Raw genomic sequence first — 14,909 nt, 5'->3', positions numbered from 1 at the left:
TGCTCTGCTGCCCCTTCAAACTCAAGATTTCAATGCTTCGGCAAGGTTTGCGAGTTTCCCGCGAACCGAGCCATCGATAACCAGGTCGCCGGCGCGGATGACAATGCCCCCAATAAGGGATTTGTCTTCCTCGACTTGCAGGCGCACTTCCCGGTTGAGTCGTGCACTGAGAACCTTGGCGAGTTTGTCTTGCTGTTCTTGGTTCAATGCAAAAGCACTGGTCACTTCAACGTCTACCGACTTCTCTTGTTCAGCCTTGTACAGGTCGAACAGAGCGGATATCTCCGGCAAAAGCGGGAGACGGTCGTTTTCGGCAACGACGTTGATGAAGTTCTGTGCCTTCGCATCAAACTTGTCGCCGCACACGTCAATGAACGTGGCGGCCTTGTTTGCGCTCGTCAGTCGCGGGGCCTTGAGCACGCGCTGCATGGTGTCGTCTTGCGACACTGCTGCAGCCAGGCCGAGCATGGCTGACCAAGAGGCCAGTTGCTGGTGGGCCTGGGCGTGCTCGAAGGCTGCCTTAGCGTAAGGTCGGGCCAACGTGGTCAATTCTGCCATGATCGCCCTCGCTTAAATTTCAGCAGCCAGTTTATTTACCAGCTCCGCGTGCGCGTTTTGATCGATTGTGGAACCCAGGATCTTCTCGGCGCCGGAGACTGCCAGGCTACCCAATTGGGCACGCAGCGCGTCTTTGACACTGTTCAGTTCCTGCTCGATCTCGGCCTGAGCCTGAACCTTCACACGGTCAGCGTCGATACGGGCTTTTTCAACAGCCTCTTCGACGATCTGGTTACCGCGTTTCTTGGCTTGCTCAATGATTTCGGCTGCCTGAGCTTTTGCTTCGCGCAGTTGTTGACCCGCTTTATCTTGGGCCAATTCCAGGTCGCGAGCTGCTCGGGCGGCAGCGTCCAGTCCATCCGCGATCTTCTTCTGACGTTCGTGCAAAGCCGCGATGACCGGAGGCCACACGAACTTCATGCAAAACAGTACAAAAATGAAGAACGCAACGGACTGGCCAATCAGGGTTGCATTAATGTTCACGCCAACACCTCGCTCGTTCGTTGCACATCACACCAATTACTCGAAGGTTCGAGTAATTAGCCAGCGAGTTGACCAACGAATGGGTTCGCGAAAGTGAAGAACAGAGCGATACCAACACCGATCATGGTTACGGCGTCGAGCAGACCGGCAACGATGAACATTTTAACTTGCAGCATTGGAACCATCTCTGGCTGACGCGCTGCGCCTTCCAGGAACTTGCCACCCAACAGGCCGAAACCAATTGCGGTGCCCAGTGCGCCCAGGCCGATCAACAGTGCAACAGCGATAGCGGTTAGACCAACTACAGTTTCCATCTTTCCTCCCGACTTTTACGTCGTATGGTTTAGGTTTTTTAGATTTTAAAGCGGTAAAACAAATCGTTTCATAGCCCTGTTCGGGCCCCCACTCGTTTGACCGAGTGGGACATCAGACCAGTCGAGACTGGTCTTAATGGTTCTCTTCGTGCGCCATCGACAAGTAAACGATGGTCAGCATCATGAAGATAAACGCCTGCAGGGTGATGATCAGGATGTGGAACACAGCCCACGCCCACTGCAGAACTATGCCCAGGCCGCTAAGCCAGAGCAGACCGCTGCCGAACATCACAGCAATCAGAATGAAGACCAGCTCGCCGGCGTACATGTTGCCGAACAGACGCAGTGCCAGGGAGATTGGCTTGGCCACCAGCGTCACGAACTCCAGCAGGAAGTTCACCGGAATCAGCAGCGCTTGAACGAAGATGTTCTTGCTGCCAAACGGGTGCAGGGTCAGTTCGCCGATGAAGCCGCCGATGCCCTTGACCTTGATGCTGTAGAAAATGATCAGCGCGAACACCGACAGGGCCATGCCCAGGGTCGCGTTCGGGTCAGTGGTCGACACTGCACGGAACGGAATATGGTGGTCGCCTGTAATCAGGATGGCCAGCTGAGGAATCCAGTCGACCGGAATCAGGTCGACGGCGTTCATCAGGAAGACCCAGACGAAGATGGTCAGTGCCAGCGGTGCAATCACCGGGCTACGGCCATGGAAGCTGTCTTTCACGCTGCCATCGACGAATTCGACCAATACTTCAACGAAGTTCTGCAAAGCACCAGGCTGACCGGAAGTCGCTTTCTTTGCCGCCATGCGGAAAAGAAGAACGAAGATCAGACCCAACGCGACCGACCAGCCGAGAGTATCGACGTGGAAAGCCCAGAAGCCCATTTCTTTGGCTTCTGCTGCGGTGTGGGCAAAACCCCACCCGCCGGTTGGGTGCTGCCCGAAGGTCAGGTTCTGCAAGTGGTGCTGGATATAGCCCGAAGCGGTTGTTTCTGCCATGGTTGCCTCAAACGCCCTAAGGTCTCGAAAGTCTTGTTCTCATCAGCAGGGGCGCGAACCAGCTGACCAGTTGGGTCAACACGAAGACGCCGAATACAGCTAGCGGCGCCAATGGCTTCACACCTGCGAACGTCAATGCAAAGAGCACTGCCGTCAAAATCAGTTTGCCCGCCTCACCGGCATAAAAAGACCGGACGATGGCTTGAGCTGCTCGGGCGCCGGAAAACCGAAATGCCCTGTGAGCAAAATAAACATTGGGTAGCAAGGCTATCAGGCCTCCGCAGAGTCCTGAGTACCCGGCAACGACTCCGTGCCATTGCCAGAGCGCCAAAGCGGCTATCAGCAAAACGACAAATTGAGCCGCTAACACCGGAAAAACTGCCAGGCGATGGAACGGCAAGCGGTTTGGCGTGCGTGTTTCCATCACTATTGCTCTCCAATGGTCGGCTGCCAGAATTCAATAACTTGGCATAATTTGTGCCGACAAAATGCGCGCAGAGTATAGGGGCGGTTCAGCCCCTATTCAACTGTCAGGTAGTGATTTCCGCCTGCACGCTACATGAGGAAATGTTTCAACGAATATGTGCAAGCACACCTTGTAGCTCATCAAGGGAGTTATAACCAATTACCAACTGCCCTTTCCCCTTCTTACCGTGGCGGATCTGCACCGCAGAGCCTAGGCGCTCAGCCAGGCGCTGCTCGAGTCGCGCAATATCCGGGTCCGGCTTTACCGGTTCAGCAGGCTCCTGTTTGCCACTCAACCACTGGCGAACCAGTGCCTCGGTTTGGCGCACAGTCAGCCCCCGTGCGACAACATGTCGCGCCCCTTCAACCTGTTGATTCTCCGGTAAACCGAGCAAAGCACGGGCATGACCCATTTCCAGGTCACCGTGCGACAGCATGGTCTTGATAACTTCCGGCAACGCGATCAAGCGTAGCAGGTTGGCCACGGTCACGCGGGATTTGCCCACCGCTTCGGCCACTTGTTGCTGTGTCAGCTGAAATTCCTGCTGCAGACGCTGCAAGGCCACGGCTTCTTCAATCGGATTGAGGTCTTCGCGCTGGATGTTCTCGATCAGCGCCATGGCGATCGCCGTTTCATCCGGCACATCGCGGACCATCGCAGGGATGGTTTCCTTGCCGGCCTGCTGGCTGGCGCGCCAGCGGCGTTCACCGGCGATGATTTCGAAGCGACCGCTGCCGATTGGGCGAACCACGATCGGCTGCATCACGCCCTGGGCCTTGATCGACTGCGCCAGCTCTTCCAGCGCCTGAGGATCCATGTCCCGACGTGGCTGGTACTTACCGCGCTGGATCAGGTCCAGGGGCAGGTGCTGCAGCTCACGCTGGTCAGCTTGCACTGCTTGTTCTTCCAGCGAGCTGACAGTCGGACCACTCAGCAGTGCATCCAGTCCACGTCCGAGACCTCGTTTCTTGACGGCCATGGGGATTCCTTAAGTTGCCTGAGCGGCGGCAGTGCGTGAGTTTTTGCGTTGACGACGAACCAGCTCGCCGGCCAATGCCAGATAGGCGATAGCGCCACGCGATGCTTTGTCATAAGCCAGCGCCGGCATGCCGTAGCTGGGTGCTTCGGCCAGACGGATGTTTCGTGGAATGACGGTGTCGTACAGCTGCTCGCCGAAGTGTTCCTTGAGCTGCGCCGAAACATCGTTCATCAGGCTCAGGCGCGGGTCATACATGGTCCGCAGCAGGCCTTCGACTTTCAGGTTCGGGTTGAGCAATTCGGCGATTCGCTTGATGTTATCCACAAGGTCGCTCAAGCCTTCGAGCGCAAAATACTCGCACTGCATGGGGATAATGACCCCGTCAGCGGCGACCAGTGCGTTAAGCGTAAGCATCGACAGCGACGGCGGGCAGTCGATCAAAATGTAATCGTAGTTTTCACGGATCGGTGCCAGTGCGCTGCGCAGGCGACTTTCCTTCATCTGCATTTCCAGCAGAACCACTTCCGCCGCGGTCAGGTCACGGTTGGCCGGCAACAGCTGGTAACCACCATGCTCGGAGTAGTGCATGGCCTGAGCCAGATCGCATTCGCCGATCAGCAGGTCATAGACCGAGTTTTCCAGACCGTGTTTATCCACACCGCTACCCATGGTGGCGTTGCCTTGTGGATCGAGATCGATCAACAGCACCCGGCGCTTGGTAGCGACCAGGGAAGCTGCGAGGTTGATGCAGGTGGTGGTTTTGCCCACACCACCCTTTTGGTTCGCAATCGCGAATACCTTAGCCATTCTTGCTTGTGTTCCCAATCATGCCGTGCGGCGCAGTATCAGCAGATGGCGTTGGCCTTGGCAACCAGGTACGGCCAGGGCGTGTTCGCTATCGAGGTGGAAGTCTGCCGGCAATGCTACCAGCTCATCGGCCGGATGAACGCCCTTCATTGCCAGCCAGCGTGTATCGGCATCGCCAAGGTGGCGAGTCCAGTTGCTGAAGTTTTCCATGCTGCTGAAAGCCCGGGAAATAATCCCGTTGAAGGGCTGGGCAGGATGGAAGGCTTCGACGCGACTGTGGATAACTTGCAGGTTATCCAGTTTGAGTTCGAGTTTGACCTGGGTCAGGAAGCGCGTTTTCTTGCCGTTGCTGTCCAGGCAAGTCACTTGTGACTCTGGAAACAGGATGGCGAGCGGAATCCCCGGCATCCCACCGCCGCTGCCAACGTCCAGCCAGCGGCCGTTTTCGACAAACGACATCACGCTCAGACTGTCGAGCAGGTGACGGGAAACCATTTCGTCCGGATCACGCACGGCGGTGAGGTTGTAAGCCTTGTTCCATTTGATCAACAGGGCCAGATAACCCAGCAGCTGTGTGTGCTGGGTTTCTGTCAGTGTGACACCGAGCTGGCGAGCACCTGTGGATAACTCTTCGGCGTGTTGCGAGGTGACCAACGAACTCAAGCGCTTTGCTCCAACTGACGGCCCGCGCCGCGTTTTTTCAAATGAATCATCAACAGCGAAATCGCTGCCGGGGTAACGCCCGGGATACGTGACGCCTGGCCCAATGTCTCTGGACGGGTCGCACCGAGCTTGCTCTGGATCTCTTTGGAGAGACCGGAAATGTTCGTGTAATCGATATCCACAGGCAGCTTTGTGTCTTCGCTGGCTCGCAGGCGAGCGATTTCATCCTGTTGACGATCGATATAACCGGCGTACTTGGTCTTGATTTCGACCTGCTCGGCAACCTGTGGATCTTCTGCGCCACCACCGGTGACCGCGATCAGACCAGCGTAGTCGATTTCCGGACGGCTCAGCAGGTTGAGCAAATTGTATTCGTGGGTCAGCGGTGTACCGAACTTCTCGGAAATCGCATCGCCCTGCTCAGTCCCGGGGCGGACCCAGGTACTTTTCAGGCGTTGCTCTTCCAGATCGATACTTTCACGTTTCTTGCAGAACGCAGCCCAGCGCGCGTCATCGACCAAACCCAACTCGCGACCTTTTTCGGTCAAGCGCAGATCGGCGTTGTCTTCGCGCAGAATCAGGCGGTACTCGGCACGTGAAGTGAACATCCGGTACGGCTCTTGAGTGCCGAGGGTAATCAGATCGTCGACCAATACGCCGATGTACGCCTCGTCGCGACGCGGGCACCAGGCGTCTTTGCCCTGTGCACGCAGTGCAGCATTGGCTCCGGCCAGCAAACCTTGAGCACCTGCTTCTTCGTAACCAGTGGTGCCGTTGATTTGCCCGGCGAAAAACAGACCGCCAATGACTTTGGTTTCGAGGCTGTACTTCAGGTCACGCGGGTCGAAGTAGTCGTATTCGATGGCGTAGCCCGGACGCACGATGTGCGCGTTTTCCATGCCACGAATCGATTGCACAATCTGCAATTGCACGTCGAACGGCAAGGATGTGGATATCCCGTTCGGGTACAGCTCGTGGGTGGTCAAGCCTTCCGGTTCGATGAAGACCTGATGGCTTTCCTTGTCGGCAAAGCGATGGATCTTGTCTTCAATCGACGGGCAGTACCGTGGACCGATGCCTTCGATCTGCCCAGCATCGGAATACATCGGCGAACGATCAAGGTTAGCGGCAATGATTTCGTGGGTACGCGCGTTGGTGTGGGTAATCCAGCAGCTGACCTGTCTCGGATGCTGCTCTTTGGAGCCCATGAACGACATCACCGGGATCGGGGTATCACCTGCTTGCTCGGTCATTACCGAGAAATCCACAGAACGACCATCGATACGTGGCGGTGTACCTGTTTTCAGGCGACCAACGCGCAGCGGCAATTCACGCAGGCGGCGAGCCAGGGCAATCGATGGCGGATCGCCGGCGCGACCACCGGAATAATTCTGCATTCCGATGTGGATAAGTCCACCGAGGAAGGTGCCAGTGGTCAACACCACGGAATCTGCCAGGAAACGCAGGCCCATCTGGGTAACCACACCGCGTACTTGTTCCTGTTCGACGATCAGGTCATCAGCGGCTTGTTGAAATATCCACAGGTTGGGCTGGTTTTCCAACGTTTCGCGGACAGCGGCTTTGTACAGAATCCGGTCTGCCTGAGCGCGAGTTGCACGGACGGCCGGGCCTTTGCGGCTGTTCAACACGCGAAATTGAATACCGCCCTTATCGGTCGCCATGGCCATCGCGCCGCCGAGGGCATCGATTTCCTTGACCAAGTGGCTTTTACCGATCCCACCAATGGCGGGGTTGCAACTCATGGCGCCGAGGGTTTCCACGTTATGCGTCAGCAACAGGGTTTTTGCCCCCATGCGTGCTGACGCCAGTGCTGCCTCGGTACCGGCATGACCGCCGCCGATGACGATCACTTCAAAACGGGAAGGGAAATCCACCACGCACCTCGTGCCTGCTTCAGTCAGGTAATCAGGAATAGTTTGAGCTCAGGTTTCTATACCTGGTCGGCAAGTATAGGGACTTCGCCCTTCCTAAAGAACCCTTTGCACAAAATTTAACCAGCTGTGGAGAAGTCGGGGTTATAGAAATTAAAAAGAGAGAAATTTATTAAATCTTTATTTTTATGTTTATTTCTACTGAAGCACCTTTCTGTGGATAGATCTCTACAAGCCTTTATATTCAATATGTACAGAGATTCAAAACCCTGTGGTCATGTGCCAATGAGGCCCTTGGATAACCGGTTTAAGCCTGTGGATTAAAGGGGTGGTTATCCACAGGGGTGGTTATCTTCAGTTTTGAGGCCCTGTTATCAACTGCCCTTAGTGGCAGTTACACACAGGGCTTAATCCACAGAAAAGCGTTGATCGAGCGAATTGCAGGCACGGAAAATCCGCTCAAGCGGAAGAAATGTGCTCGGCACTGGATAAAAATTTACATAAGGGAGGGAACAGACAGGCTCGAATGGCCTGTCTGTGAATTACGAAGGGACTATTTACCGATGCAGAAGCTGGAGAAAATGCGTCCCAGCAGATCATCGGAGCTGAATGCACCGGTGATTTCCCCGAGTGAGTGTTGAGCCTGACGCAAATCTTCGGCAAGCAGTTCACCGGCCCCTGCCAGGGTCAACTGTGCACGACCATGCTCAAGGGACGCGCTGGCATGCCGCAGCGCTTCAAGGTGACGCCTGCGTGCACTGAAGCTGCTTTCCGAGGTCTGCTCGTAGCCCATGCACGCCTTGAGATGCTCGCGCAGCAATTCCAGACCCATGCCGGCGGATTTCGCACTGAGGCTGATCGTGACATGGCCATCGTCACTGACTTCCAGGGCAATTGCTTCCCCGGTCAGGTCCGCTTTATTGCGAATCAGCGTGACTTTGGATGGATCCGGGCGGATTTCGAGGAATTCCGGCCATAAAGCGAATGGATCAAGTGCCTCTGGAGCGGTTGCATCCACCACCAGCAGCACGCGATCAGCTTCGCCGATGGCTTTCAACGCCCGTTCGACCCCGATCTTTTCTACCTGGTCATCAGTATCACGCAGGCCTGCAGTGTCGACCACGTGCAGTGGCATGCCATCGATGTGGATATGTTCGCGAAGAATGTCCCGGGTGGTGCCGGCAATCTCGGTGACGATTGCAGCTTCTCGACCGGCCAATGCATTCAGCAGGCTCGATTTACCGGCATTCGGACGGCCGGCAATGACCACTGTCATCCCGTCACGCAGCAAGGCACCTTGCCCGGCTTCGCGAAGCACTGTGGATAATTCATCACGCACTTTATCGAGCATGGCCAATACGTGACCATCCGCAAGAAAATCGATTTCTTCTTCCGGAAAATCGATAGCCGCCTCGACGTAGATGCGCAGGCCAATCAGTTGTTCGGTGAGGTTATGCACACGTTGGGAAAAAGCCCCCTGCAACGAACGCAGCGCGTTGCGTGCGGCCTGTGCAGAACTTGCCTCGATCAAGTCAGCGATAGCTTCCGCCTGGGCCAGATCGAGTTTGTCATTGAGGAACGCACGCTCACTGAATTCACCCGGACGGGCCAGACGACAGCCCAGTTCCAGGCAACGCTTGAGCAACATGTCCAGCACGATCGGCCCGCCGTGCCCCTGCAGTTCAAGCACGTCTTCGCCGGTGAAGGAGTTCGGTCCCGGAAAATACAACGCGATGCCTTCGTCCAGCACCTCTTCGTTTTCACTGAGAAACGGGCCGTAGTGGGCAAATCGGGGTTTCAGTTCGCGACCGCTGATTGCCTTGGCCGCAACGCTCGCCAACGGCCCGGAAATACGGACGATGCCCACACCTGCGCGACCTTGAGCGGTGGCGACGGCTGCAATGGTTTCACGAGGAACGCTCATAAACCGGTATCCAGACAAAAGTGACAGATAGCAAAACGCCCCACTAGGGGGCGTTTTGAGTGGTTATCCACAGTGTAAATCAGGCAGCTGCTTTGGTAGCCGCTTCGATTTTACGAGTGATGTACCACTGTTGAGTGATGGACAGGCAGTTGTTCACTACCCAGTACAGCACCAGACCAGCCGGGAACCACAGGAAGAAGAAGGTGAAGATGATTGGCATCAGCTTCATCACCTTGGCCTGCATCGGATCCGGAGGTGTAGGGTTCAACTGCTGCTGGATGAACATGGTTGCGCCCATGATGATCGGCAGAATGAAGAACGGATCCTTGATCGACAGGTCAGTAATCCACAGCATGAACGGCGCTTGGCGCATTTCAACGCTTTCCAGCAGAACCCAGTACAACGAAAGGAAAACCGGCATCTGCACGAGGATTGGCAAGCAACCACCCAGCGGATTGATCTTCTCTTTCTTGTACAGCTCCATCATGGATTGCGACATTTTCTGCCGGTCGTCGCCATGTTGCTCTTTCAGCGCGGCCAGTTTCGGTGCCACTGCACGCATGCGGGCCATCGATTTGTAGCTGGCAGCTGACAGCGGGAAGAAAAGCCCTTTGATCAGCATGGTCAGGAAGATGATCGACCAGCCCCAGTTACCGACCAGCGCGTGGATGTGTTGCAGCAGCCAGAAAATTGGCTGGGCAATGAACCACAGAATGCCGTAGTCGACGGTCAGTTCCAGACCTGGGGACAACTGTTTCAGCACAGCCTGGCTTTTCGGACCTGCGTACAGAACTGCGCTGGTCTCGGCTTTCGCACCTGGCGCAACAGTCAATGCTGGCGCGGTGTAGCCGATGATGTAGTTGCCCTTGCCATCTTTACGAGCAACTACCGCATTGTTCTGGCCTGGCTGAGGAATCCACGCGGTTACAAAATAGTGCTGCAACCATGCAACCCAGCCGCCATTCACGTTATAGCTGATGGGTGGCTTGGTTTTGTCTTCGGTCACCTTGTCCATGTCCTTCATGGACACTTTCTTGTACGGCTCGTTACTTGTCCACAGGGCTGCGCCCAGGTAAGTCGCGGTACCGGTGGCAGTGCTGGACGATGGATCGGCACTGGCGTCACGCTTCAATTGAGCGAACATCGCACCGGACCAAGGCTTGGCGCTTTCGTTGTCGATCAAGTAGGTAACGGTTACGTCATACAGGCCACGTTTCACGGTGAAACGCTTGATGTAGTTGACGCCGTCCTTGCTGAACTTCAGGTCCACGACCAATTGGTCCTGACCGTCAGCCAGTTGGTAGATCTTCTTCTCCGAGGAGTAAACCGGACGACCGGCAGGACTTGCGTCCGGACCATCGGTACCGATCAAACCGCTCTGGGCCAGATAAGTCCGCTCGTTGCCGTTATCGAACAACTGGAATGGAATTTCCGGATGGTCCTGGCGACGTGGATACAGCGGCAGCGTCAGCTGGGCAACATCACCACCTTGTGGATCGATAGCCAGGTTGAGCACATCCGTTTTGATCTGGATGAGGTCTTTGCTTACAGCTACTGGCGTTTCAGCAGGTGCAGTGGCACTGGAATCGCTTGCGGCGCGTGGAATGTCGTCACTGACAGAAGCATTATTGCCAGTAGCCGTATCCGGTAAGCCCGGTGCGGTCGTACTGGAAGCAACATTCTGAGTCGGCAGGGCAGCCTGGCCATAGTCCTGGTTCCATTTAAGAACCATAACGTAGGACACGATTGCCAGGGCGACGATCAGGATCGTGCGTTTGATATCCATGATTACTCGGCCATCGAAGAAGAACGGGAGGTAGGGATAGGTGGAACCGGGTCATAACCACCGGGATTCCACGGATGACAGCGACCTAAACGACGAAAGGCCAGCCAGCCACCGCGCAGAAGACCATGATTTTCTATGGCCTCTAACGCGTAGCAGGAACAACTGGGGTAGAAGCGACAGTGGTTGGCCATCAGGGGACTAATGGCATAGCGATAAAACTGGATCGGAACGAGTGCCAGTTTACGCATCGGGACTGTCTACCCCTACAGTTTCGGTGTTGACTGCTGGTACCGGCTTGCTACGTGCCAGACGCTTCCAGAGCTTGCCGAAATGCTGAATCAATTCGGGGTTTTCTACGTCACCCAAACCTTTGCGCGCGACGATTACGATGTCCCAACCGACCAGCGAATCCTGGTTCAGGCGAAACGATTCGCGCATCAGACGTTTGAGGCGATTGCGCTCGACGGAGAGCTTTACGCTCTTCTTCCCGATTACCAGCCCGAGACGGGGGTGATCGAGATCGTTGTTGCGCGCAAGGAGCAGGAGATTTTTCCCCGGAACCTTGCCGGTAGGGGAGTCAAAGACTGCCTTGAAATGCCGGGGAGTAAGCAAACGCTTTTCCCGACTGAAGTCCTGACTCACCTCCAGTGCCGGATTATCAAACTGCCAGACGCGCACGACCTTTGGCGCGACGACGCGACAGGACGGCACGACCGTTCTTGGTAGCCATGCGAGCACGGAAACCGTGGGTACGAGCGCGTTTGATAGTGCTTGGTTGGAAAGTACGTTTCATTGTCGTGTTACCTGGTTCGTCCACAACGGGCCGGAATGGCCCCCGTTTTAAGAGACCGGGGATTCTAGAGAAAGCAAGCCTCTAGGTCAATTTCCAACCAACGTTTCCTTATAAATAGATCTCCAGGCGTTTTTTCGTACGCGCAGCCTTCGCTAGATATAGAAATAAAGAAGGAAGTTATTTAAAGCTTTTTTGTAAAGCTTATAAAAGCTAGGGACGCCATCCTCTGTGGATAAGTGGCTTCAGCCCTTATACTGTGCACTGTACAGAGAATGACAACTACAGTGGAAAACGGTGGTCAGCCTGTGCTGCGCTATCGGATAAGCTGTGTGTGGAACGGCTAGTTATCCACAGGCAGGTTATCCACCGAGTTTCGCCCCCACTTGTCCAGTGCCCTCATGGTCGGTTATCCACAGAGCTTATGCACATACCATTGGTCGTCTTTATGAGGGGTAACGCGTTGATAATTCATGGCCTGTGCGCAACCTGCATGTGGATAAGTGGACGTCTGGCCGCTACAATGGCCGCTTGTTTTTGCCTCACCGGCTTTCAACTTAGGGGATATCCGTGTCAGTGGAACTTTGGCAGCAGTGCGTGGAGCTTTTGCGCGATGAGCTGCCTGCCCAACAATTCAACACTTGGATCCGTCCACTACAGGTCGAAGCCGAAGGCGACGAGTTGCGTGTCTACGCACCGAATCGTTTTGTTCTCGACTGGGTCAACGAAAAATACCTGGGCCGTGTCCTCGAACTGCTGGATGAGCATGGCAATGGCATGGCGCCTGCGCTTTCCTTATTAATAGGCAGCAAACGCAGTTCGGCACCGCGTGCGGCCCCCAATGCGCCGTTGGCCGCTGCAGCGTCCCAAGCCCAGGCGGCCCAAGCGCCAGTGAGCGCTCCGGTACCCGCCCCGGCGAGCACACCGACCAAGCGTGCGACGCAAAAAGTTGCCGAGGTCAGTGAAGAGCCGTCTCGTGACAGCTTCGACCCGATGGCCGGAGCCAGTTCGCAACAGGCGCCGGTTCGCTCCGAGCAGCGCACCGTGCAGGTCGAAGGCGCGCTCAAGCACACCAGTTACCTGAACCGCACCTTCACCTTCGAAAACTTCGTCGAAGGTAAGTCCAACCAGTTGGCCCGGGCCGCGGCCTGGCAAGTGGCGGACAACCCAAAGCATGGTTACAACCCGCTCTTCCTTTATGGCGGCGTCGGCTTGGGTAAAACTCACTTGATGCACGCTGTGGGTAACCACCTATTAAAGAAGAACCCGAATGCCAAGGTTGTTTACCTGCATTCGGAGCGGTTCGTGGCCGACATGGTCAAGGCGCTGCAACTGAACGCAATCAACGAGTTCAAGCGCTTCTACCGTTCGGTGGATGCGTTGCTGATCGATGACATTCAGTTCTTTGCCCGCAAAGAGCGTTCCCAGGAAGAGTTTTTCCACACCTTCAATGCCCTGCTTGAAGGTGGCCAGCAGGTCATTCTCACCAGTGACCGCTATCCTAAAGAAATCGAAGGCCTTGAAGAGCGGCTGAAATCCCGCTTCGGCTGGGGCCTGACCGTAGCGGTCGAGCCGCCAGAGCTGGAAACCCGCGTGGCGATCCTGATGAAAAAGGCCGATCAGGCCAAAGTCGATCTGCCACACGATGCGGCGTTCTTTATCGCACAACGTATTCGCTCCAACGTCCGTGAACTGGAAGGCGCGCTGAAACGCGTGATCGCCCACTCGCACTTCATGGGTCGCGACATCACCATCGAGTTGATTCGTGAATCCCTGAAGGACTTGTTGGCGCTGCAAGACAAACTGGTCTCTGTGGATAACATTCAGCGCACGGTCGCCGAGTACTACAAGATCAAGATCTCCGACCTGCTGTCCAAGCGTCGTTCACGCTCGGTCGCACGTCCGCGTCAGGTTGCAATGGCGTTGTCCAAGGAGTTGACTAACCACAGCCTGCCGGAAATCGGCGATGTGTTTGGCGGCCGGGACCACACCACCGTGTTGCACGCTTGCCGCAAGATCAACGAACTTAAGGAATCCGACGCGGACATCCGCGAGGACTACAAGAACCTGCTGCGTACACTGACCACTTGATGAACACCAGCGCAGCTTATTAAGGCAAGGGACTAGACCATGCATTTCACCATTCAACGCGAAGCCCTGTTGAAACCCCTGCAACTGGTCGCAGGCGTCGTCGAGCGCCGCCAGACCTTGCCGGTGCTCTCCAACGTGCTGCTGGTTGTCGAAGGCCAGCAATTGTCGCTGACCGGTACCGACCTGGAAGTCGAGCTGGTCGGTCGTGTGCAACTCGAAGAGCCTGCGGACCCGGGCTCCATTACTGTGCCTGCGCGCAAGTTGATGGACATCTGCAAGAGTCTGCCGAACGACGCGCTGATCGACATCAAGGTCGACGAGCAGAAGCTGGTGGTGAAAGCAGGCCGTAGCCGCTTCACCCTGTCGACCCTGCCAGCCAACGATTTCCCGACCGTCGAAGAAGGTCCGGGCTCGCTGACCTGCAGCCTGGAGCAAAGCAAACTGCGTCGTCTGATTGAACGCACCAGCTTCGCCATGGCCCAGCAGGACGTGCGTTATTACCTCAACGGCATGCTGCTGGAAGTCTCTGCCGGGATCATCCGTGCCGTGGCCACTGACGGGCACCGTCTGGCCATGTGCTCGATGCAGGCCGATATCGGTCAGCCGGATCGCCACCAAGTTATTGTTCCGCGCAAAGGTATCCTCGAACTCGCACGCCTGCTGACTGAGCCGGACGGCATCGTCAGCATCGTGCTGGGTCAGCATCATATCCGCGCGACCACCGGCGAATTCACCTTCACCTCTAAGCTGGTCGACGGCAAATTCCCTGACTACGAGCGCGTTCTACCTAAAGGCGGCGACAAACTGGTACTGGGTGATCGTCAGGCATTACGTGAAGCGTTCAGCCGTACCGCGATTCTCTCTAACGAGAAATACCGTGGTATTCGTCTGCAATTGGCCAATGGTCAGTTGAAGATCCAGGCGAACAACCCGGAGCAGGAAGAAGCTGAAGAAGAAGTTGGCGTCGAGTACAACGGCGGCAATCTGGAAATCGGCTTCAACGTCAGCTATCTGCTCGACGTGCTGGGTGTGATGACCACAGAGCAGGTTCGTTTGATCCTGTCCGACTCCAACAGCAGCGCGCTGGTGCAAGAGTCCGACAACGACGATTCGGCCTACGTTGTCATGCCGATGCGTCTGTAATCATGCTCAG

Annotated in this window: 16 protein-coding genes; 2 read left to right on the top strand and 14 right to left on the bottom strand. The window is 55.9% G+C overall.

Translation table 11 applies throughout. The annotated features are described in order from the left end of the window. Positions 1 to 21 precede the first annotated feature (21 nt). The 14 genes from QRN31_RS08820 to rpmH all read right to left on the bottom strand — a co-directional run bounded on the left by QRN31_RS08820 (position 22) and on the right by rpmH (position 11,668). On the bottom strand, positions 22 to 558 hold the full coding sequence (locus tag QRN31_RS08820; RefSeq protein ID WP_007903030.1) for a F0F1 ATP synthase subunit delta: 537 nt from the start codon (positions 556 to 558) through the stop codon (positions 22 to 24). Between the two features lie 12 nt (positions 559 to 570). Then, positions 571 to 1,041, bottom strand: coding sequence for a F0F1 ATP synthase subunit B (locus QRN31_RS08815; protein ID WP_007948090.1), 471 nt, complete (start codon positions 1,039 to 1,041; stop codon positions 571 to 573). 56 nt (positions 1,042 to 1,097) lie between these two features. Then, entirely contained in the window at positions 1,098 to 1,355 is a 258-nt protein-coding gene (gene atpE / locus QRN31_RS08810) for a F0F1 ATP synthase subunit C (protein WP_002555987.1), read from the bottom strand. Positions 1,356 to 1,488: 133 nt separating this feature from the next. After that, the gene (gene atpB / locus QRN31_RS08805; protein ID WP_090177604.1) at positions 1,489 to 2,358 is read right to left on the bottom strand and encodes a F0F1 ATP synthase subunit A; all 870 of its coding nucleotides are present in this window, start codon (positions 2,356 to 2,358) and stop codon (positions 1,489 to 1,491) included. Positions 2,359 to 2,374: 16 nt separating this feature from the next. Continuing rightward, positions 2,375 to 2,782, bottom strand: a complete 408-nt coding sequence (locus tag QRN31_RS08800; RefSeq protein ID WP_090177601.1) for a F0F1 ATP synthase subunit I — start codon at positions 2,780 to 2,782, stop codon at positions 2,375 to 2,377. Positions 2,783 to 2,930: 148 nt separating this feature from the next. Beyond that, entirely contained in the window at positions 2,931 to 3,803 is an 873-nt protein-coding gene (locus QRN31_RS08795) for a ParB/RepB/Spo0J family partition protein (RefSeq protein WP_090177598.1), read from the bottom strand. A 9-nt stretch (positions 3,804 to 3,812) separates the two neighbouring features. Continuing rightward, a complete protein-coding gene (locus QRN31_RS08790) occupies positions 3,813 to 4,610 on the bottom strand; it encodes a ParA family protein (RefSeq protein ID WP_090177596.1) in 798 nt (265 codons plus the stop codon). 18 nt (positions 4,611 to 4,628) lie between these two features. After that, positions 4,629 to 5,273, bottom strand: coding sequence for a 16S rRNA (guanine(527)-N(7))-methyltransferase RsmG (gene rsmG, locus QRN31_RS08785; protein WP_285431497.1), 645 nt, complete (start codon positions 5,271 to 5,273; stop codon positions 4,629 to 4,631). Beyond that, positions 5,270 to 7,168, bottom strand: a complete 1,899-nt coding sequence (gene mnmG, locus QRN31_RS08780; protein ID WP_222589147.1) for a tRNA uridine-5-carboxymethylaminomethyl(34) synthesis enzyme MnmG — start codon at positions 7,166 to 7,168, stop codon at positions 5,270 to 5,272. The genes rsmG and mnmG overlap by 4 nt, the downstream gene beginning before the upstream one ends. A gap of 550 nt (positions 7,169 to 7,718) precedes the next feature. Then, positions 7,719 to 9,089, bottom strand: coding sequence for a tRNA uridine-5-carboxymethylaminomethyl(34) synthesis GTPase MnmE (gene mnmE / locus QRN31_RS08775; RefSeq protein WP_285431496.1), 1,371 nt, complete (start codon positions 9,087 to 9,089; stop codon positions 7,719 to 7,721). A 79-nt stretch (positions 9,090 to 9,168) separates the two neighbouring features. Next, on the bottom strand, positions 9,169 to 10,875 hold the full coding sequence (gene yidC / locus QRN31_RS08770; protein ID WP_285431494.1) for a membrane protein insertase YidC: 1,707 nt from the start codon (positions 10,873 to 10,875) through the stop codon (positions 9,169 to 9,171). A 2-nt stretch (positions 10,876 to 10,877) separates the two neighbouring features. Further along, complete coding sequence (gene yidD, locus QRN31_RS08765) at positions 10,878 to 11,123, bottom strand: membrane protein insertion efficiency factor YidD (RefSeq protein WP_077430980.1); 246 nt, start codon at positions 11,121 to 11,123, stop codon at positions 10,878 to 10,880. Continuing rightward, a complete protein-coding gene (rnpA, locus tag QRN31_RS08760; RefSeq protein WP_003187205.1) occupies positions 11,116 to 11,517 on the bottom strand; it encodes a ribonuclease P protein component in 402 nt (133 codons plus the stop codon). Before rnpA ends, yidD begins: the two co-directional genes overlap by 8 nt. Positions 11,518 to 11,533: 16 nt before the next feature. Beyond that, positions 11,534 to 11,668: a 50S ribosomal protein L34 gene (gene rpmH, locus QRN31_RS08755; RefSeq protein WP_003213577.1), complete on the bottom strand. Its 135-nt coding sequence runs from the start codon at positions 11,666 to 11,668 to the stop codon at positions 11,534 to 11,536. Positions 11,669 to 12,235: 567 nt separating this feature from the next. On the opposite strand from rpmH, the gene dnaA reads away from it, so the two are divergent. After that, positions 12,236 to 13,756, top strand: a complete 1,521-nt coding sequence (dnaA, locus tag QRN31_RS08750) for a chromosomal replication initiator protein DnaA (RefSeq protein ID WP_285431492.1) — start codon at positions 12,236 to 12,238, stop codon at positions 13,754 to 13,756. A gap of 39 nt (positions 13,757 to 13,795) precedes the next feature. Next, positions 13,796 to 14,899: a DNA polymerase III subunit beta gene (gene dnaN, locus QRN31_RS08745; protein WP_017341709.1), complete on the top strand. Its 1,104-nt coding sequence runs from the start codon at positions 13,796 to 13,798 to the stop codon at positions 14,897 to 14,899. The last annotated feature ends 10 nt before the right edge of the window (positions 14,900 to 14,909 follow it).

The sequence above is a fragment of the Pseudomonas sp. fls2-241-R2A-110 genome (assembly GCF_030209165.1).
Lineage (GTDB): Bacteria > Pseudomonadota > Gammaproteobacteria > Pseudomonadales > Pseudomonadaceae > Aquipseudomonas.
This window is presented reverse-complemented; position numbering and strand designations above follow the sequence as displayed.

Bases quoted from the DNA above. Each gene is read 5' to 3' on its own strand.
- atpE (WP_002555987.1), bottom strand. From the start codon at position 1,355: ATGGAAACTGTAGTTGGTCTAACCGCTATCGCTGTTGCACTGTTGATC.
- atpB (WP_090177604.1), bottom strand. From the start codon at position 2,358: ATGGCAGAAACAACCGCTTCGGGCTATATCCAGCACCACTTGCAGAAC.
- QRN31_RS08800 (WP_090177601.1), bottom strand. From the start codon at position 2,782: ATGGAAACACGCACGCCAAACCGCTTGCCGTTCCATCGCCTGGCAGTT.
- mnmE (WP_285431496.1), bottom strand. From the start codon at position 9,089: ATGAGCGTTCCTCGTGAAACCATTGCAGCCGTCGCCACCGCTCAAGGT.
- dnaN (WP_017341709.1), top strand. From the start codon at position 13,796: ATGCATTTCACCATTCAACGCGAAGCCCTGTTGAAACCCCTGCAACTG.
- yidC (WP_285431494.1), bottom strand. From the start codon at position 10,875: ATGGATATCAAACGCACGATCCTGATCGTCGCCCTGGCAATCGTGTCC.
- yidD (WP_077430980.1), bottom strand. From the start codon at position 11,123: ATGCGTAAACTGGCACTCGTTCCGATCCAGTTTTATCGCTATGCCATT.
- QRN31_RS08790 (WP_090177596.1), bottom strand. From the start codon at position 4,610: ATGGCTAAGGTATTCGCGATTGCGAACCAAAAGGGTGGTGTGGGCAAA.
- QRN31_RS08795 (WP_090177598.1), bottom strand. From the start codon at position 3,803: ATGGCCGTCAAGAAACGAGGTCTCGGACGTGGACTGGATGCACTGCTG.
- rpmH (WP_003213577.1), bottom strand. From the start codon at position 11,668: ATGAAACGTACTTTCCAACCAAGCACTATCAAACGCGCTCGTACCCAC.
- QRN31_RS08820 (WP_007903030.1), bottom strand. From the start codon at position 558: ATGGCAGAATTGACCACGTTGGCCCGACCTTACGCTAAGGCAGCCTTC.